The 15225-nt window shown below is 66.1% G+C and carries 11 protein-coding genes and 3 tRNA genes; 10 read left to right on the top strand and 4 right to left on the bottom strand.

From position 1 onward, the window contains the following. Positions 1 to 14 precede the first annotated feature (14 nt). Positions 15 to 806 (top strand): fumarylacetoacetate hydrolase family protein, encoded by a 792-nt coding sequence (locus tag BLS40_RS02025; RefSeq protein ID WP_092148100.1) that lies wholly within the window; start codon positions 15 to 17, stop codon positions 804 to 806. Positions 807 to 828: 22 nt separating this feature from the next. Here BLS40_RS02025 and BLS40_RS02030 read toward each other — a convergent pair whose 3' ends face one another. Beyond that, positions 829 to 1947 (bottom strand): isochorismate synthase, encoded by a 1119-nt coding sequence (locus BLS40_RS02030; RefSeq protein WP_092148103.1) that lies wholly within the window; start codon positions 1945 to 1947, stop codon positions 829 to 831. 111 nt (positions 1948 to 2058) lie between these two features. On the opposite strand from BLS40_RS02030, the gene gltX reads away from it, so the two are divergent. From gltX to BLS40_RS02045, 3 genes are all read left to right on the top strand, one after another. Next, a complete protein-coding gene (gltX, locus tag BLS40_RS02035) occupies positions 2059 to 3531 on the top strand; it encodes a glutamate--tRNA ligase (protein ID WP_092152043.1) in 1473 nt (490 codons plus the stop codon). Positions 3532 to 3644: 113 nt separating this feature from the next. Beyond that, positions 3645 to 3716: transfer RNA gene (locus BLS40_RS02040), tRNA-Gln, on the top strand. A 25-nt stretch (positions 3717 to 3741) separates the two neighbouring features. Then, a tRNA-Glu gene (locus tag BLS40_RS02045) sits at positions 3742 to 3814 on the top strand. 96 nt (positions 3815 to 3910) lie between these two features. On the opposite strand, the gene BLS40_RS02050 is transcribed toward BLS40_RS02045, so the two are convergent. Then, positions 3911 to 5092 (bottom strand): IS1249 family transposase, encoded by a 1182-nt coding sequence (locus BLS40_RS02050; RefSeq protein WP_092148108.1) that lies wholly within the window; start codon positions 5090 to 5092, stop codon positions 3911 to 3913. On the opposite strand from BLS40_RS02050, the gene BLS40_RS11045 reads away from it, so the two are divergent. The 6 genes from BLS40_RS11045 (at position 4977) to BLS40_RS02075 (ending at position 10108) form a co-directional block, all read left to right on the top strand. Continuing rightward, a complete protein-coding gene (locus BLS40_RS11045) occupies positions 4977 to 5249 on the top strand; it encodes a hypothetical protein (protein ID WP_172807979.1) in 273 nt (90 codons plus the stop codon). The two genes, BLS40_RS02050 and BLS40_RS11045, sit on opposite strands and share 116 nt — an antisense overlap. Positions 5250 to 5363: 114 nt before the next feature. Beyond that, the gene (panD, locus tag BLS40_RS02055) at positions 5364 to 5780 is read left to right on the top strand and encodes an aspartate 1-decarboxylase (RefSeq protein WP_092148111.1); all 417 of its coding nucleotides are present in this window, start codon (positions 5364 to 5366) and stop codon (positions 5778 to 5780) included. Positions 5781 to 6000: 220 nt separating this feature from the next. Further along, the gene (gene chrA, locus BLS40_RS02060; RefSeq protein ID WP_092148114.1) at positions 6001 to 7194 is read left to right on the top strand and encodes a chromate efflux transporter; all 1194 of its coding nucleotides are present in this window, start codon (positions 6001 to 6003) and stop codon (positions 7192 to 7194) included. Between the two features lie 10 nt (positions 7195 to 7204). Beyond that, a complete protein-coding gene (locus BLS40_RS02065; RefSeq protein WP_231908490.1) occupies positions 7205 to 8401 on the top strand; it encodes an alpha/beta hydrolase in 1197 nt (398 codons plus the stop codon). A gap of 13 nt (positions 8402 to 8414) precedes the next feature. Further along, entirely contained in the window at positions 8415 to 9632 is a 1218-nt protein-coding gene (locus BLS40_RS02070) for an alpha/beta hydrolase (RefSeq protein WP_231908491.1), read from the top strand. Between the two features lie 403 nt (positions 9633 to 10035). Continuing rightward, positions 10036 to 10108, top strand: a tRNA-Glu gene (locus BLS40_RS02075). Positions 10109 to 10295: 187 nt separating this feature from the next. On the opposite strand, the gene BLS40_RS02080 is transcribed toward BLS40_RS02075, so the two are convergent. Together BLS40_RS02080 and BLS40_RS02085 are read right to left on the bottom strand one after the other, a co-directional pair. Continuing rightward, positions 10296 to 12485 (bottom strand): YhgE/Pip domain-containing protein, encoded by a 2190-nt coding sequence (locus tag BLS40_RS02080; protein ID WP_092148117.1) that lies wholly within the window; start codon positions 12483 to 12485, stop codon positions 10296 to 10298. After that, positions 12482 to 15073 carry a YhgE/Pip domain-containing protein gene (locus tag BLS40_RS02085; protein WP_092148120.1) on the bottom strand — a complete coding sequence of 864 codons (2592 nt, stop codon included), beginning with the start codon at positions 15071 to 15073 and terminating at the stop codon, positions 12482 to 12484. The genes BLS40_RS02080 and BLS40_RS02085 overlap by 4 nt, the downstream gene beginning before the upstream one ends. Between the last annotated feature and the right edge of the window lie 152 nt (positions 15074 to 15225).

Below are 15225 nucleotides of genomic sequence, written 5' to 3' on the forward strand. Positions count from 1 at the left end.
GTAGTCTCACGGGCATGCGCTTTGGACGAATTGCAACCCCTGAAGGAATGACCTTCGCCGTCATCGACGATGACGGCACCACCGCGAAAGCTATCGCGGGCACTCCGTTTACGGAGCCCGAGTACACCGGCAGGCAGTGGCCGCTCGAAAGCGTACGCCTGCTCGCCCCCATGCTCCCGTCCAAGGTGGTCGCCATCGGCCGCAACTACGCCGACCACGTCGCAGAGGTGTTCAAGCAGTCCGCCGAGCACCTGCCCCCAACCCTGTTCCTCAAGCCCCCGACCGCCGTGATCGGCCCCGAGGCCGCCATCAAGATCCCCGAATTCGCCACCAAGGTCGAGTTCGAGGGCGAGATGGCGCTCATCATCGGCACCCCCTGCAAGAACGTCAAGGCGCAGGACTGGAAGTCGGTCGTGCGCGGCGTGACCATCGTCAACGACGTCTCCTCGCGCGACCTGCAGTTTGCCGACGGCCAGTGGGCGCGCGCGAAGGGCATCGACACGTTCTGCCCGCTTGGCCCCTGGATCGAGACGGACCTGGAGCGCTTCGACTTCACCAACACCCCGATCAAGGCGCACCTGACCCGCGACGGCGTCACCGAGACGAAGCAGGACTCCAACTCCAACCAGATGATCATGGACCTCGGCGAAATCATCGAGTTCATCACCGCGTCCATGACGCTGCTGCCCGGCGACGTCATCTGCACCGGCTCCCCGGCCGGCACCGCCGCGATGTTCCCCGGCGACCGCATCGAGGTGGAGATCCCCGGCATCGGCCGGCTGGGTAACCCGGTCGAGGCCGCTTAGTTCAGTCCGCTAGTTCAGTCCGCTAGTTCAACCCGAGCGCGCGCATGATCGTGCGCAACTTCGCGGTGGTCTCATCCAGCTCCGCCTGCGGGTCGGAATCCGCGGTGAGCCCGCCGCCCGCCCACGCGCGCGCCGTGGTCCCGTCGCCGGCCACCTCGGCGCAGCGGATGGACACCATGTACTCGCCGTCGCCTCCGGCCTCCGTGTAGCCCACCGCCCCCGCGTAAAATGAACGGTCCGTCTCCGCTGTGCAGATCAGCGCCTTCGCCGCCTTCGACGGGGTGCCGCACACCGCCGGGGTGGGGTAGAGCAGCTGGGCGAGCTCCAGCGCGCTCGGCGCCGGGTCGCGCAACACCCCCTCGATGGGTGTGGCCAGGTGCCACATCTCGTTGGTCTTGTCCAGGCGCGGACGCTCCGGCACGCTCAACCGGGTGCACAGCGGGGTGAGGATCTCGCGGATGTGGTCGACCACGAAGGCGTGCTCGGCAAGGTCCTTGGGGGAGTCGTAGAGGGCTTCGCCGGCGGCGCGGTCGGAGGGGGCGTCGTCAAGCATGCGCGGAGCGGACCCTGCAAGCGGGTAGGAACTGACGACGTTGCCGCGGCGGCGCACGAGGACCTCGGGCGAGGAGCCGACGAGCATGTGGCCCGCGAAGCCCGCCGGGGTGAGGTCGGCGATGAAGCCGTCGCGGGTGGCGGAAAGGTCGATGAGGCGCGCGGCGACGAGGCGCGGATCCACGGGGGAGTCGAAGGCGATGTCGACGGCGCGGGCGAGGACGACCTTGTCCAGTGCGGAGTTCTGGATCGTCTCCACGGCCGCCTCGATGCGGCGCAGGTGCTCGGCGGGGGAGGGGTCGAACCCGCTTACGTGCGCGGACAGCGTGGAGCCCTCGCCGACCCGGTAGTAGGGGTGCGGCTCGAGCGCGCCGGGCTCGCGCACGATCCGCTCCGGCACTGTCAGTGCCGCAGCGGCGTCCTGGTCGAACGGCAGCGCGCCGACCACCATCTCCGCCTCGCCGCGCCCGAGGGCGTCGACCGCCGCACCCACGTCGGTGAACACCCGGGCGGCGCCCTGGGTACGTACGGACCCGTGACTGCGTGAGAGCAGGAAGTCGGGCGCGGTCGCCGGGCGTGCGGAATGCATGGTAGGCAAGTGTACTGCCAGCTGCCTGGGTGCCGGCGAGCGGGCGGTGAACGCCGCGCTACGATTGTGCGCATGACTGAATCCTCCCTCTCGACAGACCGCAACCCCGCGATGCGCGTCCGTTTCTGCCCCTCGCCGACAGGAACCCCGCACGTGGGCATGGTCCGCACCGCCCTGTTCAACTGGGCGCAGGCCCGCCACAGCGGAGGCACCATGATCTTCCGCATCGAGGACACCGACGCCGCGCGCGACTCGGAGGAGTCGTACCAGGCGATCGTCGATTCGCTCACGTGGCTCGGCCTCGACTGGGACGAGGGCGTGGTCAAGGGAGGCCCGCACGAGCCCTACCGCCAGTCGCAGCGCATGAACATATACAAGGACGTGCTGCGCAAGCTTATCGACGCCGGCGAGGTGTACCCGGCCTACTCCACCAACGAGGAGGTTCAGGAGCGCCACAAGGCGGCCGGGCGCGACCCGCAGCTCGGCTACGACAACTACGACCGGGACCTCACCGAGGAGCAGATCGCGGCGTTTGAGGCCGAGGGCCGCGAGCCGGTGTGGCGCCTGCGCATGCCGGAGAAGGACTGGACGTGGACCGACCTGGTGCGCGGCGAGATGACGTTCAAGGCACACACCCAGCCGGATTACGTCGTCGCCCGCTCCAACGGCGCGCCGCTGTACACGCTGGTCAACCCGCTTGACGACGCCCTGATGGGCGTCACCCACGTCCTGCGCGGCGAGGACCTGTTGTCCTCCACCCCGCGCCAGATCGCCCTGTACGAGGCCCTCATCCGCCTCGGTATCGCCGAGCAGGTGCCGGCGTTTGGCCACCTGCCGTTCGTGATGGGCCAGGGCAACAAGAAGCTGTCCAAGCGCGACCCCGAGTCGAACCTGTTCAACCACCGCGACAACGGCATCATCCCCGAGGGCATGCTCAACTACCTCGCGCTGCTCGGCTGGTCGCTGTCGGCCGATCAGGACATCTTCACCGTCGACGAGATGGTCGCCGCCTTCACCGTCGACGACGTCCTGGGCAACCCCGCGCGCTTCGACCAGAAGAAGCTCGAGGCCATCAACGCCGACCACATCCGCCGGCTCGAGCCTGCCGATTTCGCCGCCCGCCTGCGCACCTACCTCTCGGAGTACACCGACTTCCCGGCCGACTACCCGGCCGAGAAGTTCGCGGTCGCCGCCGATTTGGTTCAAACGCGCATCAAGGTGCTTGCCGACGCCTACGGTCTCCTCAAATTCCTCGTCACCGCCGACGCCGACCTGGTGCTCGACGAGAAGGCCGCGAAGAAGAACCTCAAGGACGATGCCATCGCCCCGCTCGACGCCGGCATCGCCGCCCTGGAGGCCGTGGAGGATTGGTCGACCTCTGCGATCGAGGAGGCGCTGAACAAGGCCCTCATCGAGGATCTCCAGCTCAAGCCGCGCAAGGCCTTCGGCGCACTGCGCGTGGCCGTCTCCGGTGAGGCCGTCTCCCCGCCGCTGTTCGAGTCCATGGAACTGCTTGGCAAGGAGTCCACCCTCACGCGGCTGCGCGCGGCCCGCGCGGTGACCCCGTTCGAGGCTTCCGAATAGAACTACATCGGTGTCATTGAGGCGCCGTGAGCTGGCGATTTGTTCGCCACGGAGCCTTCTGGCTATAGTAATCAACGTTGTTCAGCGCGGGAGTTACCGCACTGAAAAACGATTGGCCTATGGTGTAATTGGCAACACAACGGTTTCTGGTACCGTCATTCTTGGTTCGAGTCCAGGTAGGCCAGCAGCGGATTCATCCGCTCTTTCTATGCCCCGTTCGTCTAGTGGCCTAGGACGTCGCCCTCTCACGGCGGTAACACGGGTTCAAATCCCGTACGGGGTACAACGCAAGCGAGGCAGTCGGTTCTTCTTCACTGGCTGTCTCGCTTTTTGTGGGTTAAACGACAAAATGTGTGTCTGTTGTCGGCGTGTCGCGGGGTTAGATGTGGCCTTTTTGGATGCCGATTGAGTGTGTGTAGTTGGTGTCGATAGCGTTGTCGTAGAGGGCTGGTCGTCCGGTTTCGTGGTCGGCGTGGTTCTCGTTGTGGGTCAGGGTGGATACTTTGGCGAGTTGGTCCTGGCCCCAGTTGGACTGCCTGGCGATCTCAACAGGATCGTCAGGCAGTTCCGTTTGCAGATACAGCCACCACTCCAGCATCCGACGCTGATGCTCCCCGGATCGTCCGCGGTGGGTGCGGGTCAGCAGTTTCAGTTGGGCGTTGATGCCGCCTTCAAGGCTGTTGGTGGTGGATTTGATCCGGTTGGCATCGAGGACACCGTCGGGTGGTTCGAGGTAGACGAACAGTAGGTTGTTTCGCCACAGGTGGTTGAGGCTGTTGTAGGCCTTGCGGGTGCGTTCATGCGTCCATGACCAGGTGCGTTGCCGTGTCGCCGGGTCGGTTGTCCACGTTTTCTGGTTCATCCAGTCGCGGTAGACGTTGCCGTATTCGTGTAGCTGCGCACCCCACGCGGCCGCCTCGTCAAGATCGGTGATCTTCGTGAGGTTGAGCGCGAGCTGGTAGATCGCTCGTCCTGCATCGGTGCGTGGGCGTGAGGTGGTGTGTCGGCGTACCACGCGTTGGGCGTGGACGAGGCAGCGCTGCACTTTCGTTGTGGGCCAGCATGTCTTGATTGCGCTGGCAGCGCCTTGGCCGCCGTCGATGACAGCGATCAGGGGCGCGGGGATACGTTCGAGGAGCTTTTGGTAGTCGCCGGTGGTCTCACGTGTGCACCAGTGCCAGGCGATGACGTGATCCAAGGTGGCGGCTACGATGAGACACCCGCCGGCGGTGTAGGTGCCGTCGATGAAGACCTGGTCGTAGACCCGGCCTTCGTGCCCGATCGTGGGATCGGGGACATCAACTAGCCAGAAGTATTCAAACCGGCGTTGCAGGGTACGCGGATGACACCCTGCTTCGGCAGCAGCGGTTCTCAAGCTCGCACCGGTCGTGAGGTGGGCGATAAATGCTGCGAAGGCTGCGGAGTTGGTGATATCGGGGCGCTGCTTGGTGGTGGAAGCGCCGCAGATTTTGCACCGCCACCGGGTGCGGTTGGCGGAGGTCTTCCCGTTGCGTTTCGTCTCGCCGCCGCACACCTGGCATCGGGGTTGGTTCTTCGGCATTGATCAAGCCAACACCGGCGCCTACCACACGCTGCTGTCACACCCCAATATTTCGCCGCCCTGGGACGGATATAAGCTCCAAGATCATATACTTTCCGGATTACCGCTGATCAACCCAAACAAATCGATGAATCCGGACACACATTTTGTCGTTTAACCCCTTTTTGTGCGTGAGCCGGGTCCTTGTTCGACCGGAACGTCGCTGAGGGGCCTTTTCAGGGGGTTCCGGGCCGTTCCGGTCGAACTGCGTTTGCGGACTACACTTGCTGATGTGATCCGCACCATGCTCAAGTCCAAAATCCACCGCGCCACCGTCACGCAGGCGGACCTCCACTATGTCGGCTCGTGCACGATCGACGCTGACCTCATGGAAGCCGCCGACATCCTCGAAGGCGAGCAGATTGACGTGGTCGACATCAACAACGGCAACCGGCTCACCACGTATGCCATTACGGGGGACCGAGGGAGCGGGGTCATCGGCATCAACGGGGCCGCCGCGCGGCTGATCAACCCCGGCGACCTGGTCATCATCATCGGCTACGCCCAGTACGAAGAGAGCGAGCTCGAGGGTTACGCCCCGCGCGTGATCTTCGTGGACGAACACAACCGCCAGCTCGAGCAGGGCGAAGACCCGGCCCACGCGCCACACGGCTCCGGCTTGGTGAACCCCAGGCACCCCGATAACTGATGGCCTACGACTTCAAGAAGGAGCCCGAGAAGATGAGGACGGTCATCCGGCACCCCGTGCGCCCGGCGCAGTGACTGCGCAGTGACTGCGCAGTGACGAATGTTCGGCGCCGGGGAATCTGACCTGGGGAAACTGAATAAGGTTCGGCCCCCGGCCCAACAATTTTCACCACCACCTCCCGCGCTGCGCGCACCCCCGATATGTGAGACCCTAGGCAGCGATGTCTACGCAACGATCCACAGGAAGCGCCCTCGAGGTGTTTCTGGTGTTCCTCCGACTGGGCCTGACCTCCTTCGGCGGCCCCACCGCCCACCTCGGCTACTTCCGCGACGAGTTCGTCGGCCGCAGGAAGTGGATGAGCGAGAAAACCTACGCCGACCTCGTCGCCCTGTGCCAGTTCCTGCCGGGGCCGGCGTCGAGCCAGGTCGGTATGGCCGTCGGCCTCCAGCGCGCCGGGTACGCGGGGATGGTGGCGGCGTGGTTCGCGTTCACGATGCCGTCGGTAATTGTGCTCGTCGCCTTCGCGCTGGGCGTCGCGGCTCTCGGCGACATCTCCGGGGCCGGGTGGCTGGTGGGGCTCAAAGCGGCAGCGGTCGCGGTGGTGGCGCACGCGGTGCTGGGCATGGCGCGCTCGCTCATTTCCGGCACAATCCGCGCCGGCATAGCGCTGGCGGCGTTCCTGCTGGTCCTCCTGGTGCCGAACCCGTTTGTACAGGTAGGCGCGATCATCGTCGGCATGCTGGCCGGCTACGCCCTGCTGCAGAGCCCCGAAGTTGATAACGCCGAGACAAGCTTCGCGCCGCGCGTGTCCCGGCAGGTCGCCGTCGTCTGCCTGGCGCTCTTCGCCATCCTGCTCGCCGCGCTGCCGCTGATCGCGAGCGCCCGCGACAACGTGGCGCTGACCATCATGGACACCTTCTACCGCGCCGGCGCGCTCGTCTTCGGCGGCGGGCACGTCGTGCTGCCGCTCTTGGAGTCCGCGACGGTGCCCACCGGGCTTGTCGACCACGACACGTTCCTCGCCGGATACGGCGCCGCGCAGGCGGTGCCCGGGCCGCTGTTCACGTTCGCGTCCTTCCTCGGCGCCTCGTCCCAGGGGGTGCACTGGGCACTGGGTGCTGCGGTGGCCACGATAGCGATCTTCCTGCCCGCGGCGCTGCTCGTGCTGGGGACCCTTCCGTTTTGGGACGTGCTGCGCCGCCAGCCACAGGCGGCGCGCGCGATCGCCGGCGCGAACGCCGCCGTGGTGGGCATTCTCGCCGCGGCGCTCTACACCCCCGTGTTCACCGCGGGTGTCACGGGCGTGGCGACGATGGCGGTCGCGGGCGCCGCGTTCACCGCGCTGCTGGCGTGGAAGCTGCCGGCGTGGGCGGTGGTGATCGGCGCGGCGCTCGTGGGGTGGGCGCTTCTGTAAGGTGAGGCGCATGAATCGACGCCTCATCACCGCAGCCGCGGCCGCCGCCCTCGCACTAGCGACAGCCACCCAGAGCGCGGTGGCGCTCTCCGGTCAACCCAGCTCCACGGGCTCGAGCGTGCTGGACGCGTCGAGCCTGCCGTGGGCGGGTTCGAGCCTGTCGTCCGACATTTCGCCCTTGGCGGTGCCCACCCTGATCGTGGCAACCCTGGGCGGGGGAGTGCTCGGCTCGGCCCTCTACGAGGGAATCGGATCCACGGGCTCGGCGCTGAGCTCCGCGCTTACTGACGCCGCGCCAACCTTCCCCGCCGCCGACGCCGCCCCGGCGCAACTGCGCAGCCTGCGGCACATCGAAGGCGACGTCTACGAGCTCGTGGTCTGGTCCGGCGCGATGCAGCGCGAAGTGTCCAACGAGATCATCCTCCCGGGCGGTCCGGACAACACGGCCCCGCGGCCGACGTTCTACCTCATGATGGGCGCGGACGGCGCCGCCGGCGGGCTCAGCTGGCGCACCATGTCCAACTATGAGGAGTTCTTCGCCGGCAAGAACGTCAACGTGGTCACCCCGCTCGGCTCTGTCTCGTCCATGCAGGCGGACTGGTACCGACCCGACCCCGTCACCGGCACGAACAAGTGGTTGACGTACATGACGAGGGAGCTTCCGCCGCTTATCGACGCGACCTTCAACGGCGCCGGTCGCGACGCGATCGCCGGGATCTCCATGTCGGGCGGCCCGGCGATCTCCATTGCGTCCTACGATCCGCAGCGCTTCGTCGCCGCGGCGTCGTACTCGGGGTGCCCGTCGACGACGGGGCTGCTCGGCGGGGTGTACGCGTCCTCGGCGGTGGCCATGAACGGCGGGAATCCCGTCCTGATGTGGGGGCTGCCGGGCAACGAGGCCTGGGTGGCGCACTCTCCCGTCCTGCACCTGGACAACCTGCACAACACCACCCTGTTCGTCTCCGCGGCGCAGGGTGTGCCGGGGCCGATTGACGGGATCGACAACTCGTCGCAACGCGTTGGCAACCCGATGCTGATCGAGGGCGCCTCCTACGCCTGTTCGCTGTACTTCGCCCAGCAGGCTCGGGCGGAGGGGCTAGACGTCACGTGGTACGAAACGGTGGAGGGAACGCACACGTGGGGGCTTTTTGAGAAACTGATGCGGGAGAGCTGGGGAACCATTGGCCCGGCACTGGGGGTGAACTGATAAAGTTTTGCCCGTGAAATTTCATTCCCGCCGCGGTGTGGCGCTGTGCGTGGCGGCTGCGCTGACAGCCTCCACCGTGACCGCGCCCTCAGCGTCCGCCCGGTCGTCCCAGTCGTCCCTCCTCACCGGCCAGCCGGCGGATGCGAACTCGAGCGTCATCGACGCCTCCTCCGTCGCCGCCGCGTTCTCCAGCCTCCGCTCGGACATCCACCCAGTTGCGCTTCCCGCGCTGGTGATCTCAGCGCTCATGGGGGGCCTTTTGGGTTACCTGTCCTTCGAGCGCTTCGCGTTCCAGGGCAGCTCCCGGCTGGGGTCCAGCACCGTCGACCTGGACAGCACCTTCCCCGACCCGGACGCCCCGCCGGCGGAGTTCGTGAGTCTGGAGCACGTGCGCGACAACCTGTACACGCTGACCGTCTATTCGCCGTCGATGCAACGCAACATCACCAACGACCTCGTCCTGCCCGCCGGCGGCACCGACAACACCACGCCGCGTCCGACCTTCTACCTCCTCGGCGGCGCCGGCGGCGGTGGCTGGACGGGGGAGGGTGGCGCGCCCGATTTCTTCCGCGACAAGCTCATCAACGTGGTCACCCCGCGCGGCGCAATCGGATCCCAGCAGGCCGACTGGGCGCAGGAGGATCCGAAACTGGGCCTGTACAAGTGGACCACGTACCTGACAAAGGAGCTCCCGCCCCTTATCGACGCCACCTTCCACGGCACCGGCAACGACGCCATCGCCGGGATGTCGATGTCGGGCGGGCCCGCCATGCACATAGCCACCATGGATGACCGGTTCAAGGTGGCGGGCTCCTACTCAAGCTGCCCGTCGACAACGGGGGTGCTCGGCCAGGCGTTCGCCTCGTCCACCGTGCGCTTCTACGGGGCGGATCCCGCCAACATGTGGGGCAGCTCCGCCGATCCTGCGTGGGCGGCGCATTCCCCGATCCTCAATCTCGAAGACATGCGCGACCTGAAACTCTTCGCCGCGGCGTCGCGCGGGGTGCCTCACGAGACCGATCAAGAAGTCAAGGATTCGCCGGCGCCCCTCCTTGTCGTCGACGAGCAGTTCAACTACACCTGCACGCGCTACTTCGTCGACGAGGCCCGGGAGGCCGGGCTGAGCATCGACTTCTACGAGTTCGATGAGGGCACGCACAACTGGGGCCTGTTCCGCCGCCAGCTTCGGGAGACGTGGAAGACGATCGGCCCCGCCCTCGGCGTGGAGTGACCTGCGCCACTACCCCCTACCACCTTGTCGAGCATCACCGCTTAGCTGGGGGTGGTCCGCGACGCGGGTTATAACCAGTTCCGTTTTTGTCCGCACTCTACCCACCCGCGAGGTGGGGGAGTATGTTCAGTTGTAGCAGGTCAGCAAGGGTAAAACCCGAAAGACCGGCTACGCACACCGCGACCCCGCGGTGAGCGCGCAACGCCCTCGGAGCTGATTGTTCTCCACAACACTGCGGACGCGGATGCGGGCATGTACCAGCCCGGTCCGACGATACTTTCGCACCAGAACACCCCGGATGCGGCGTTGACGCTCACCGCGGGGATTCGCCTGTGACCAGCCGGTTTGTTGGTTTTCGTGGCGGTGCTTTATGGTTAACAAGTCGCAAACACAAAGCGAACGCGCCCCGTTCGTCTAGCGGCCTAGGACGTCGCCCTCTCACGGCGGTAACACGGGTTCAAATCCCGTACGGGGTACAGATTGTGCGAGGCAGCTGGTTTTTACCAGCTGCCTCGCTTTTTATCGACTGTGTTCGACGCGAAGCCAGCTCGGCGGCCATTTACGAGCCCGTGGTCGCGTTCCGGTCGAACACAGCCGATCGCATGCTCTCCGAAAAGCAGCCCACCACACGACGATTTGAAGGGGCGGCGAGCTCGCGGGTGCCTAGGTCATCATCACCTTGGTCTGCGCGACCGCCTTGTCCATGCGGCTGATCGCGTGGCTCAGCCGGTGGCGCAGCCAGAGGCCGAGGGCAAGGAAGGGCAGCGAGAAAAGTACGAGGATGCCGAGGGCACTCCAGAAATCCCAGCCATAGGTGCCGAAGATGGCGGCGCGCATCGCTCGGATTGAGTAGGTCGCGGGAAGCCACGGGCTAATCCCCTGCACCCAGCCCGGCAGCAGCTGCAGCGGATAGGCGCCGCCCGCCGCCGACACCTGAAGCACGAGAATGAGCACACCGATGGCCTTGCCGGCATTGCTCAGAGAAACCACCAACGTATAGCAGATGAGGTGGAACACCAGGCTCGAGACCCATCCCGCCACCAAGAGGAGGAACGGGTGCGCGGGCTCGATCCCGACATACAGGATGAGCCCCGCCATCAGAAGGGTGGACTGGGCTAGCCCGGTGGTGACGAAGGTGAGGTAGCGGCCGAGGTACTTTTGGGCCGCTGTGAGTTGGCTGGGGGCGACCACGTTCTGCTCGATGGAGCTGTCGTCGGTGCGCACGGCCACCGACGTCAGCAGGGCGCCCACCCACAGGGCGAGCACAGTGTAGAGCGGGGCCATGCCGGCGCCGAAGCTGACGCGTGGGAAAACACCCTTACGCTCCACCTTGACAGGGTCGACAAGGGCGTCGGCCAGCTGCTCTGGGTGCCGGGAGACGAGGTCGGCCAACTGTGTCAGGTCGCCGTCGGAGCGCGCCTTGGCAATTGACTGCTGCGCCTCCTGCATCGTCGCCGCGTTGGAGCGCAACGAGTCGGCGGTGTCCCGCAGGTCGTCGCCTGAGGCCGCCAGGGTGTCGCGCAGTGAACCTGGTCGGTTGGCCAGGGCGGAGGAGACGTTGTCCATGTCCGAGCGGACCTTGTCGACGTCTGCGCGGACGTCGTCCAGCGAGCCCGACAGCGCCTCGAGGCGGGGGCGGAGCCCCGTGTCGTAGGACGCCCGGGCCGAGTCCATCGCCTCGCGGGCCTGAGCGATGGAGTCCTTGATTGCCTGGCGCTCCGCATTGTCCCTGCCGCGTCCACCCTGCCCGGCGGCGAGGCGCGCGGCTGCGTCGTTGAGCCGGTCGCGCACGGCCGTCTGACGGGCGATGGCGTCGTCCAAGTCACTGATCACCGCGCGCGCCCCCGGCTGGGCGTCGGGGGGTAGCGCCGGGGCAACCTGCCCGCTAATGGTGTCGCGCAGGGCCGTGTACTGATTTATCTGGACGTCGATGCGCGCGGCGATGTCCGTCAGGCTCGCCGCCGTAGCCTGGGCGGAGGAGGAAGAGTCCGCCAGCAGCTGGTCGACCCGGTCGCTCACGGTGCTGAAGCTTTCTGAAGTCGCCGCCAGCGCCGCCGCGAGCGCCGCGCCGTCGCCGTTGAGGCCCGCCCCGGCGGCCCCCAGGTCGGCGGGGCGCACTTGGTCGAGGGAGTCGCCCAGCGCCGCGGAAATCCGCTCAGCGCTGTCGACGAGCGGCACGCTCGACTCGGTGAGGGAGGCGAGAGCATCGACGGTGTCGGCGATGGAGAGGAGCTGGTCGCGGGCGCTGGCGGTGCGCTTCTCGATGGAGTCGAGCGCCTGCTGGGTCTCCGCCTCGTTGAAGAAGTCCGAGGCTGTTTCGATTAGCCCGAAGGACACCTCGCTCAGCGCCCTGGTAAACGACGCGCTAATTTGGGCGCTGACGCCCTGCGCCCCGCTCGAGACGAGCAGCGGGGAAATGGGGTTCTTTTTCTCGTTGACGTAGAGGTCGATCCGGCTGGGCTCGGAGTTGCCGGCGTAGAAGGTGAACATGTCGTCGCTCAATGTGGGCGGAAGGACGATCGCGGCGTAGTACTCGCCTGACTTCGCACCCTCAATGGCGTCGTCGGCGTCGGTGATCACCCAGTCCATCGATTTATCGCGGTAAAGCTGGGAGAGTACCATGTCGCCAACGTTGACGGACAGCGGGGTGAGGTCGCTCGTGTGTCCTTCGTCGGTGTTGGCCACCGCCACCTGGAGGCGCTCCGTATCGTGGAAGGGGTCCCACGTAGCCAGCACGTTGAACCACGCGAAGAGACAGGGAATGGCGATGAGGCCGACCATGACGATGCCCGCCATGACGTTGGTGTAGAGACGGCGCAGGTCGTTGTAGGCGATGGAGAAGACGGTTCTCATTGGGTGGCCTCGCTTTCCCCGCCGGTGGGCCGGATGGTGACACTCGTGCCGGCGGAGTCGTGGCGGTGGATCACGGCGTCGCGCAGCTCGGCCTCACCGAGAAGGGAGACCTGTTCGGCGTCGACGAGGCTCTGGGTGAAGTACTCAACCGCGCCGAGGTACAGGATGACCAGCAGGGACCAGCCCACCACGATGGCGAGCATGATGGTCTTGTCGGTAGGAAGAAGCATTGTCAGCAGGGTGATGATCGCGATGCCGAGAACGCCCGCGCCGATTCCGCCGAAGATGAGGGTGCGGTAGTTTTCCCTGAGCATCCGCGCCCGCTTCTCGACACCCCCACGGAACTCTTCGCGGTCAGACAGTGCGGCCATGATGTCGGACGCGCGGTAGGGCGAGCCCATGACCTCGACCTTCTCGTTGGTAATCAAATTGGTGCGCGCGAGCTGGCGGTTGAACAAGAGGTTTGCGTGTGAGGATGTGTGGCGGAACAACCATCCCAAGGCGAAGGCCACGGCGGACATGGCGAGAAGCGTCGCCATGAAACGGAAGTAGTGGTATCCGTAAAATCCGGCGATGGTTTCGCGCATTGCGTCGATGCCGTAGCGGAAGGGGAGGAACGGGTAGATTCGGCGGAAAAAGCCGGGCATCAGCTCGATGGGGTAGAGGCCGGACGCGCCCGGGATCTGGATGACCACGAGGAGGACGGCGATGCCGCGGCCGATGTGGCCGAGCGCGGAGACGATGGAGTAGATGATCCCCGTGTAGGCGACCCCGATGGCGATCGCGGTGGCAAGGAAGGCCGTGACGGACTGCATCTGCACCCCGAAGGCGACGTTGCCGAGCGTCACCACGACGGCCTGGAGCACTGAAAGCGTAGCGAAGAGCAGAAATCGGCCGAGGTAGGCCTGCGCGACGGTGAGACGGCGGAAGCCTTCGGTGTCAACTTCGACCCGGAAGATGATCGTCAGCACGAACGCGCCGATCCACAGGGCCAGGTTCGTGAAGAAGGACGCCATGGAGCTGCCGTAGTTCTCGGTGGGGAAGACGGCCTGCTGGTCGACGGTGACGGGCGAGGCGACGTACTCGCCGATCTTCGCCGAGTTGAGGCTGGTGACGGTGTCGAGGGTTTCCGCGTCTGACGTGGCCAGAAGCGCGTTAATGTCGGTCTCGGCAGAGCGCGCGCCGTCGGCAAGCGTGCTGAGATTGCCCGAGACGTCGTCGAGGATGCCAAGGCTGGCCGCGAGCTGATTGTCCACCCCTGCAAGCAGCGATATCGTCTCATCACGCAAGGCGCGCTGGCTGTTCAGCGCGCCGCGCGCGGAGGCAACGCTGCCGGACGCCTGGGCGAGCGAAGCGTTGAGCGCGGGTACGGACTCCCCAATCTGCTGGCTCGCAGCGCGTGCAGCGGCGTTGGCCTCTGAGGTTGCGTCCTCAAGGGAGGTGCCGAGCTCGCTAATCGACGCCAGCACCGCACCCGTACTGCGGTCTACCTCGTTCAGGCCGTCGAGGACCGTACGGGAGGCGGTAGTGCGCTCTTCCAACGCGCTGGCCGCGGAATCGAGCTGGGCGCGGATCTCGGGTGACAGGGCCGCGCTGCCTGATAGGGCGCGCAGTTGAGCGGTGGCGGACTCGCCCTGTTCGACCACCCCGTCTACCTCGCTGATGGCCGAGCGGACGCGCCCCTGAGCGGTGCCGAGCTGATCCGTAGCGCCCGCGATGGTGGAGTTGGCGGAGGCGGCGCCGAGGCTGAGCGCCCTGGTGGATTCAACAAGCGCAGTGGAGGTGTCCGCGGTGAACCCGGCGGCGGAGCTCTGCAGCTCGGCGATGATCCCCTCGGCCTCGCCGAGGGACGAGTCGACCGACCCGAGAGTGTCGTCGACGGATTCGACGAGGGCGCTCAGCTCGCCAACGACTGGCCGAGCGCCTGAGACGCTCTGCTTCATCGTGCTGATTCGTAGCTGCGCGGCGTCGAGGTCGGCAGCGATGTCAGCGAAGCTTCCGGCGGCCCTTCCGCGTACCTCGTCTGCGTTTTCGCGCAGCGTGAGGCCCGTTTCGCGGAGCTCGGTCGCCGCGGCCTCTCCGACCTTCTGCTTGAACGCCGAGGACACCGCGGCGTCGACGGCCGAGGCGCCGGCGTCGGTGATGGAGGGGGCGACGCCGTTGCTCTTCTCGTTAACGTAATATTCCAGCACGGGCTGGGTGTAGGTCCCGCTGACCAGGCTCAGCAAGTCCTCACTGAACTCGGGCGGGATGAGGAACATGGCGTAGTAGTCGCCCCGCATCAGACCGTCACGGGCCTCGTCCTCGGGGAGGAACACCCAACCTATTTTGTCGTTGTCGCGGAGTTGCTCGGCGATTTGTTCGCCGACGTCGATCTCGCCGACGAGATCAGTTGAGGCACCGCGGTCGTTGTTGACCACCGCGATGCGGATGTTCTGGGTGTGGTCGTAGGGCTCCCAGAAGGCGTTGATGTTGAACCACGCGTAAAGTGCGGGGGTGATGAGCACGCCGACGATGATGATGAAGGCTCGGGGAACGCGCAACAGGCGACGTAGGTCTCGTCCAAGGATTTGCCCGCTTTTTCTCACGGGGCGAGCGTACCCCGGAGCGGGGAATTAGGGAAACGCACCGCACCGTCGCCTCCATGTGTGGGAGGCGTAAGCGTGCAGGGAGAAAGCGTGTGCTCGGATCGGTCCAAATCGTGGCCGAGTGAAGCTCTGGATACCTGGGCCGCGCCGTC

Origin of the sequence: Corynebacterium mycetoides (genome assembly GCF_900103625.1) — a bacterium.
GTDB lineage: Bacteria > Actinomycetota > Actinomycetes > Mycobacteriales > Mycobacteriaceae > Corynebacterium > Corynebacterium mycetoides.

Excerpts from the sequence above, each read along its gene's own strand:
- BLS40_RS02025 (WP_092148100.1), top strand. The coding sequence starts at position 15 with ATGCGCTTTGGACGAATTGCAACCCCTGAAGGAATGACCTTCGCCGTC.
- BLS40_RS02030 (WP_092148103.1), bottom strand. The coding sequence starts at position 1,947 with ATGCATTCCGCACGCCCGGCGACCGCGCCCGACTTCCTGCTCTCACGC.
- BLS40_RS02080 (WP_092148117.1), bottom strand. The coding sequence starts at position 12,485 with ATGAGAACCGTCTTCTCCATCGCCTACAACGACCTGCGCCGTCTCTAC.
- gltX (WP_092152043.1), top strand. The coding sequence starts at position 2,059 with ATGCGCGTCCGTTTCTGCCCCTCGCCGACAGGAACCCCGCACGTGGGC.
- chrA (WP_092148114.1), top strand. The coding sequence starts at position 6,001 with ATGTCTACGCAACGATCCACAGGAAGCGCCCTCGAGGTGTTTCTGGTG.
- BLS40_RS02050 (WP_092148108.1), bottom strand. The coding sequence starts at position 5,092 with ATGCCGAAGAACCAACCCCGATGCCAGGTGTGCGGCGGCGAGACGAAA.
- BLS40_RS02065 (WP_231908490.1), top strand. The coding sequence starts at position 7,205 with ATGAATCGACGCCTCATCACCGCAGCCGCGGCCGCCGCCCTCGCACTA.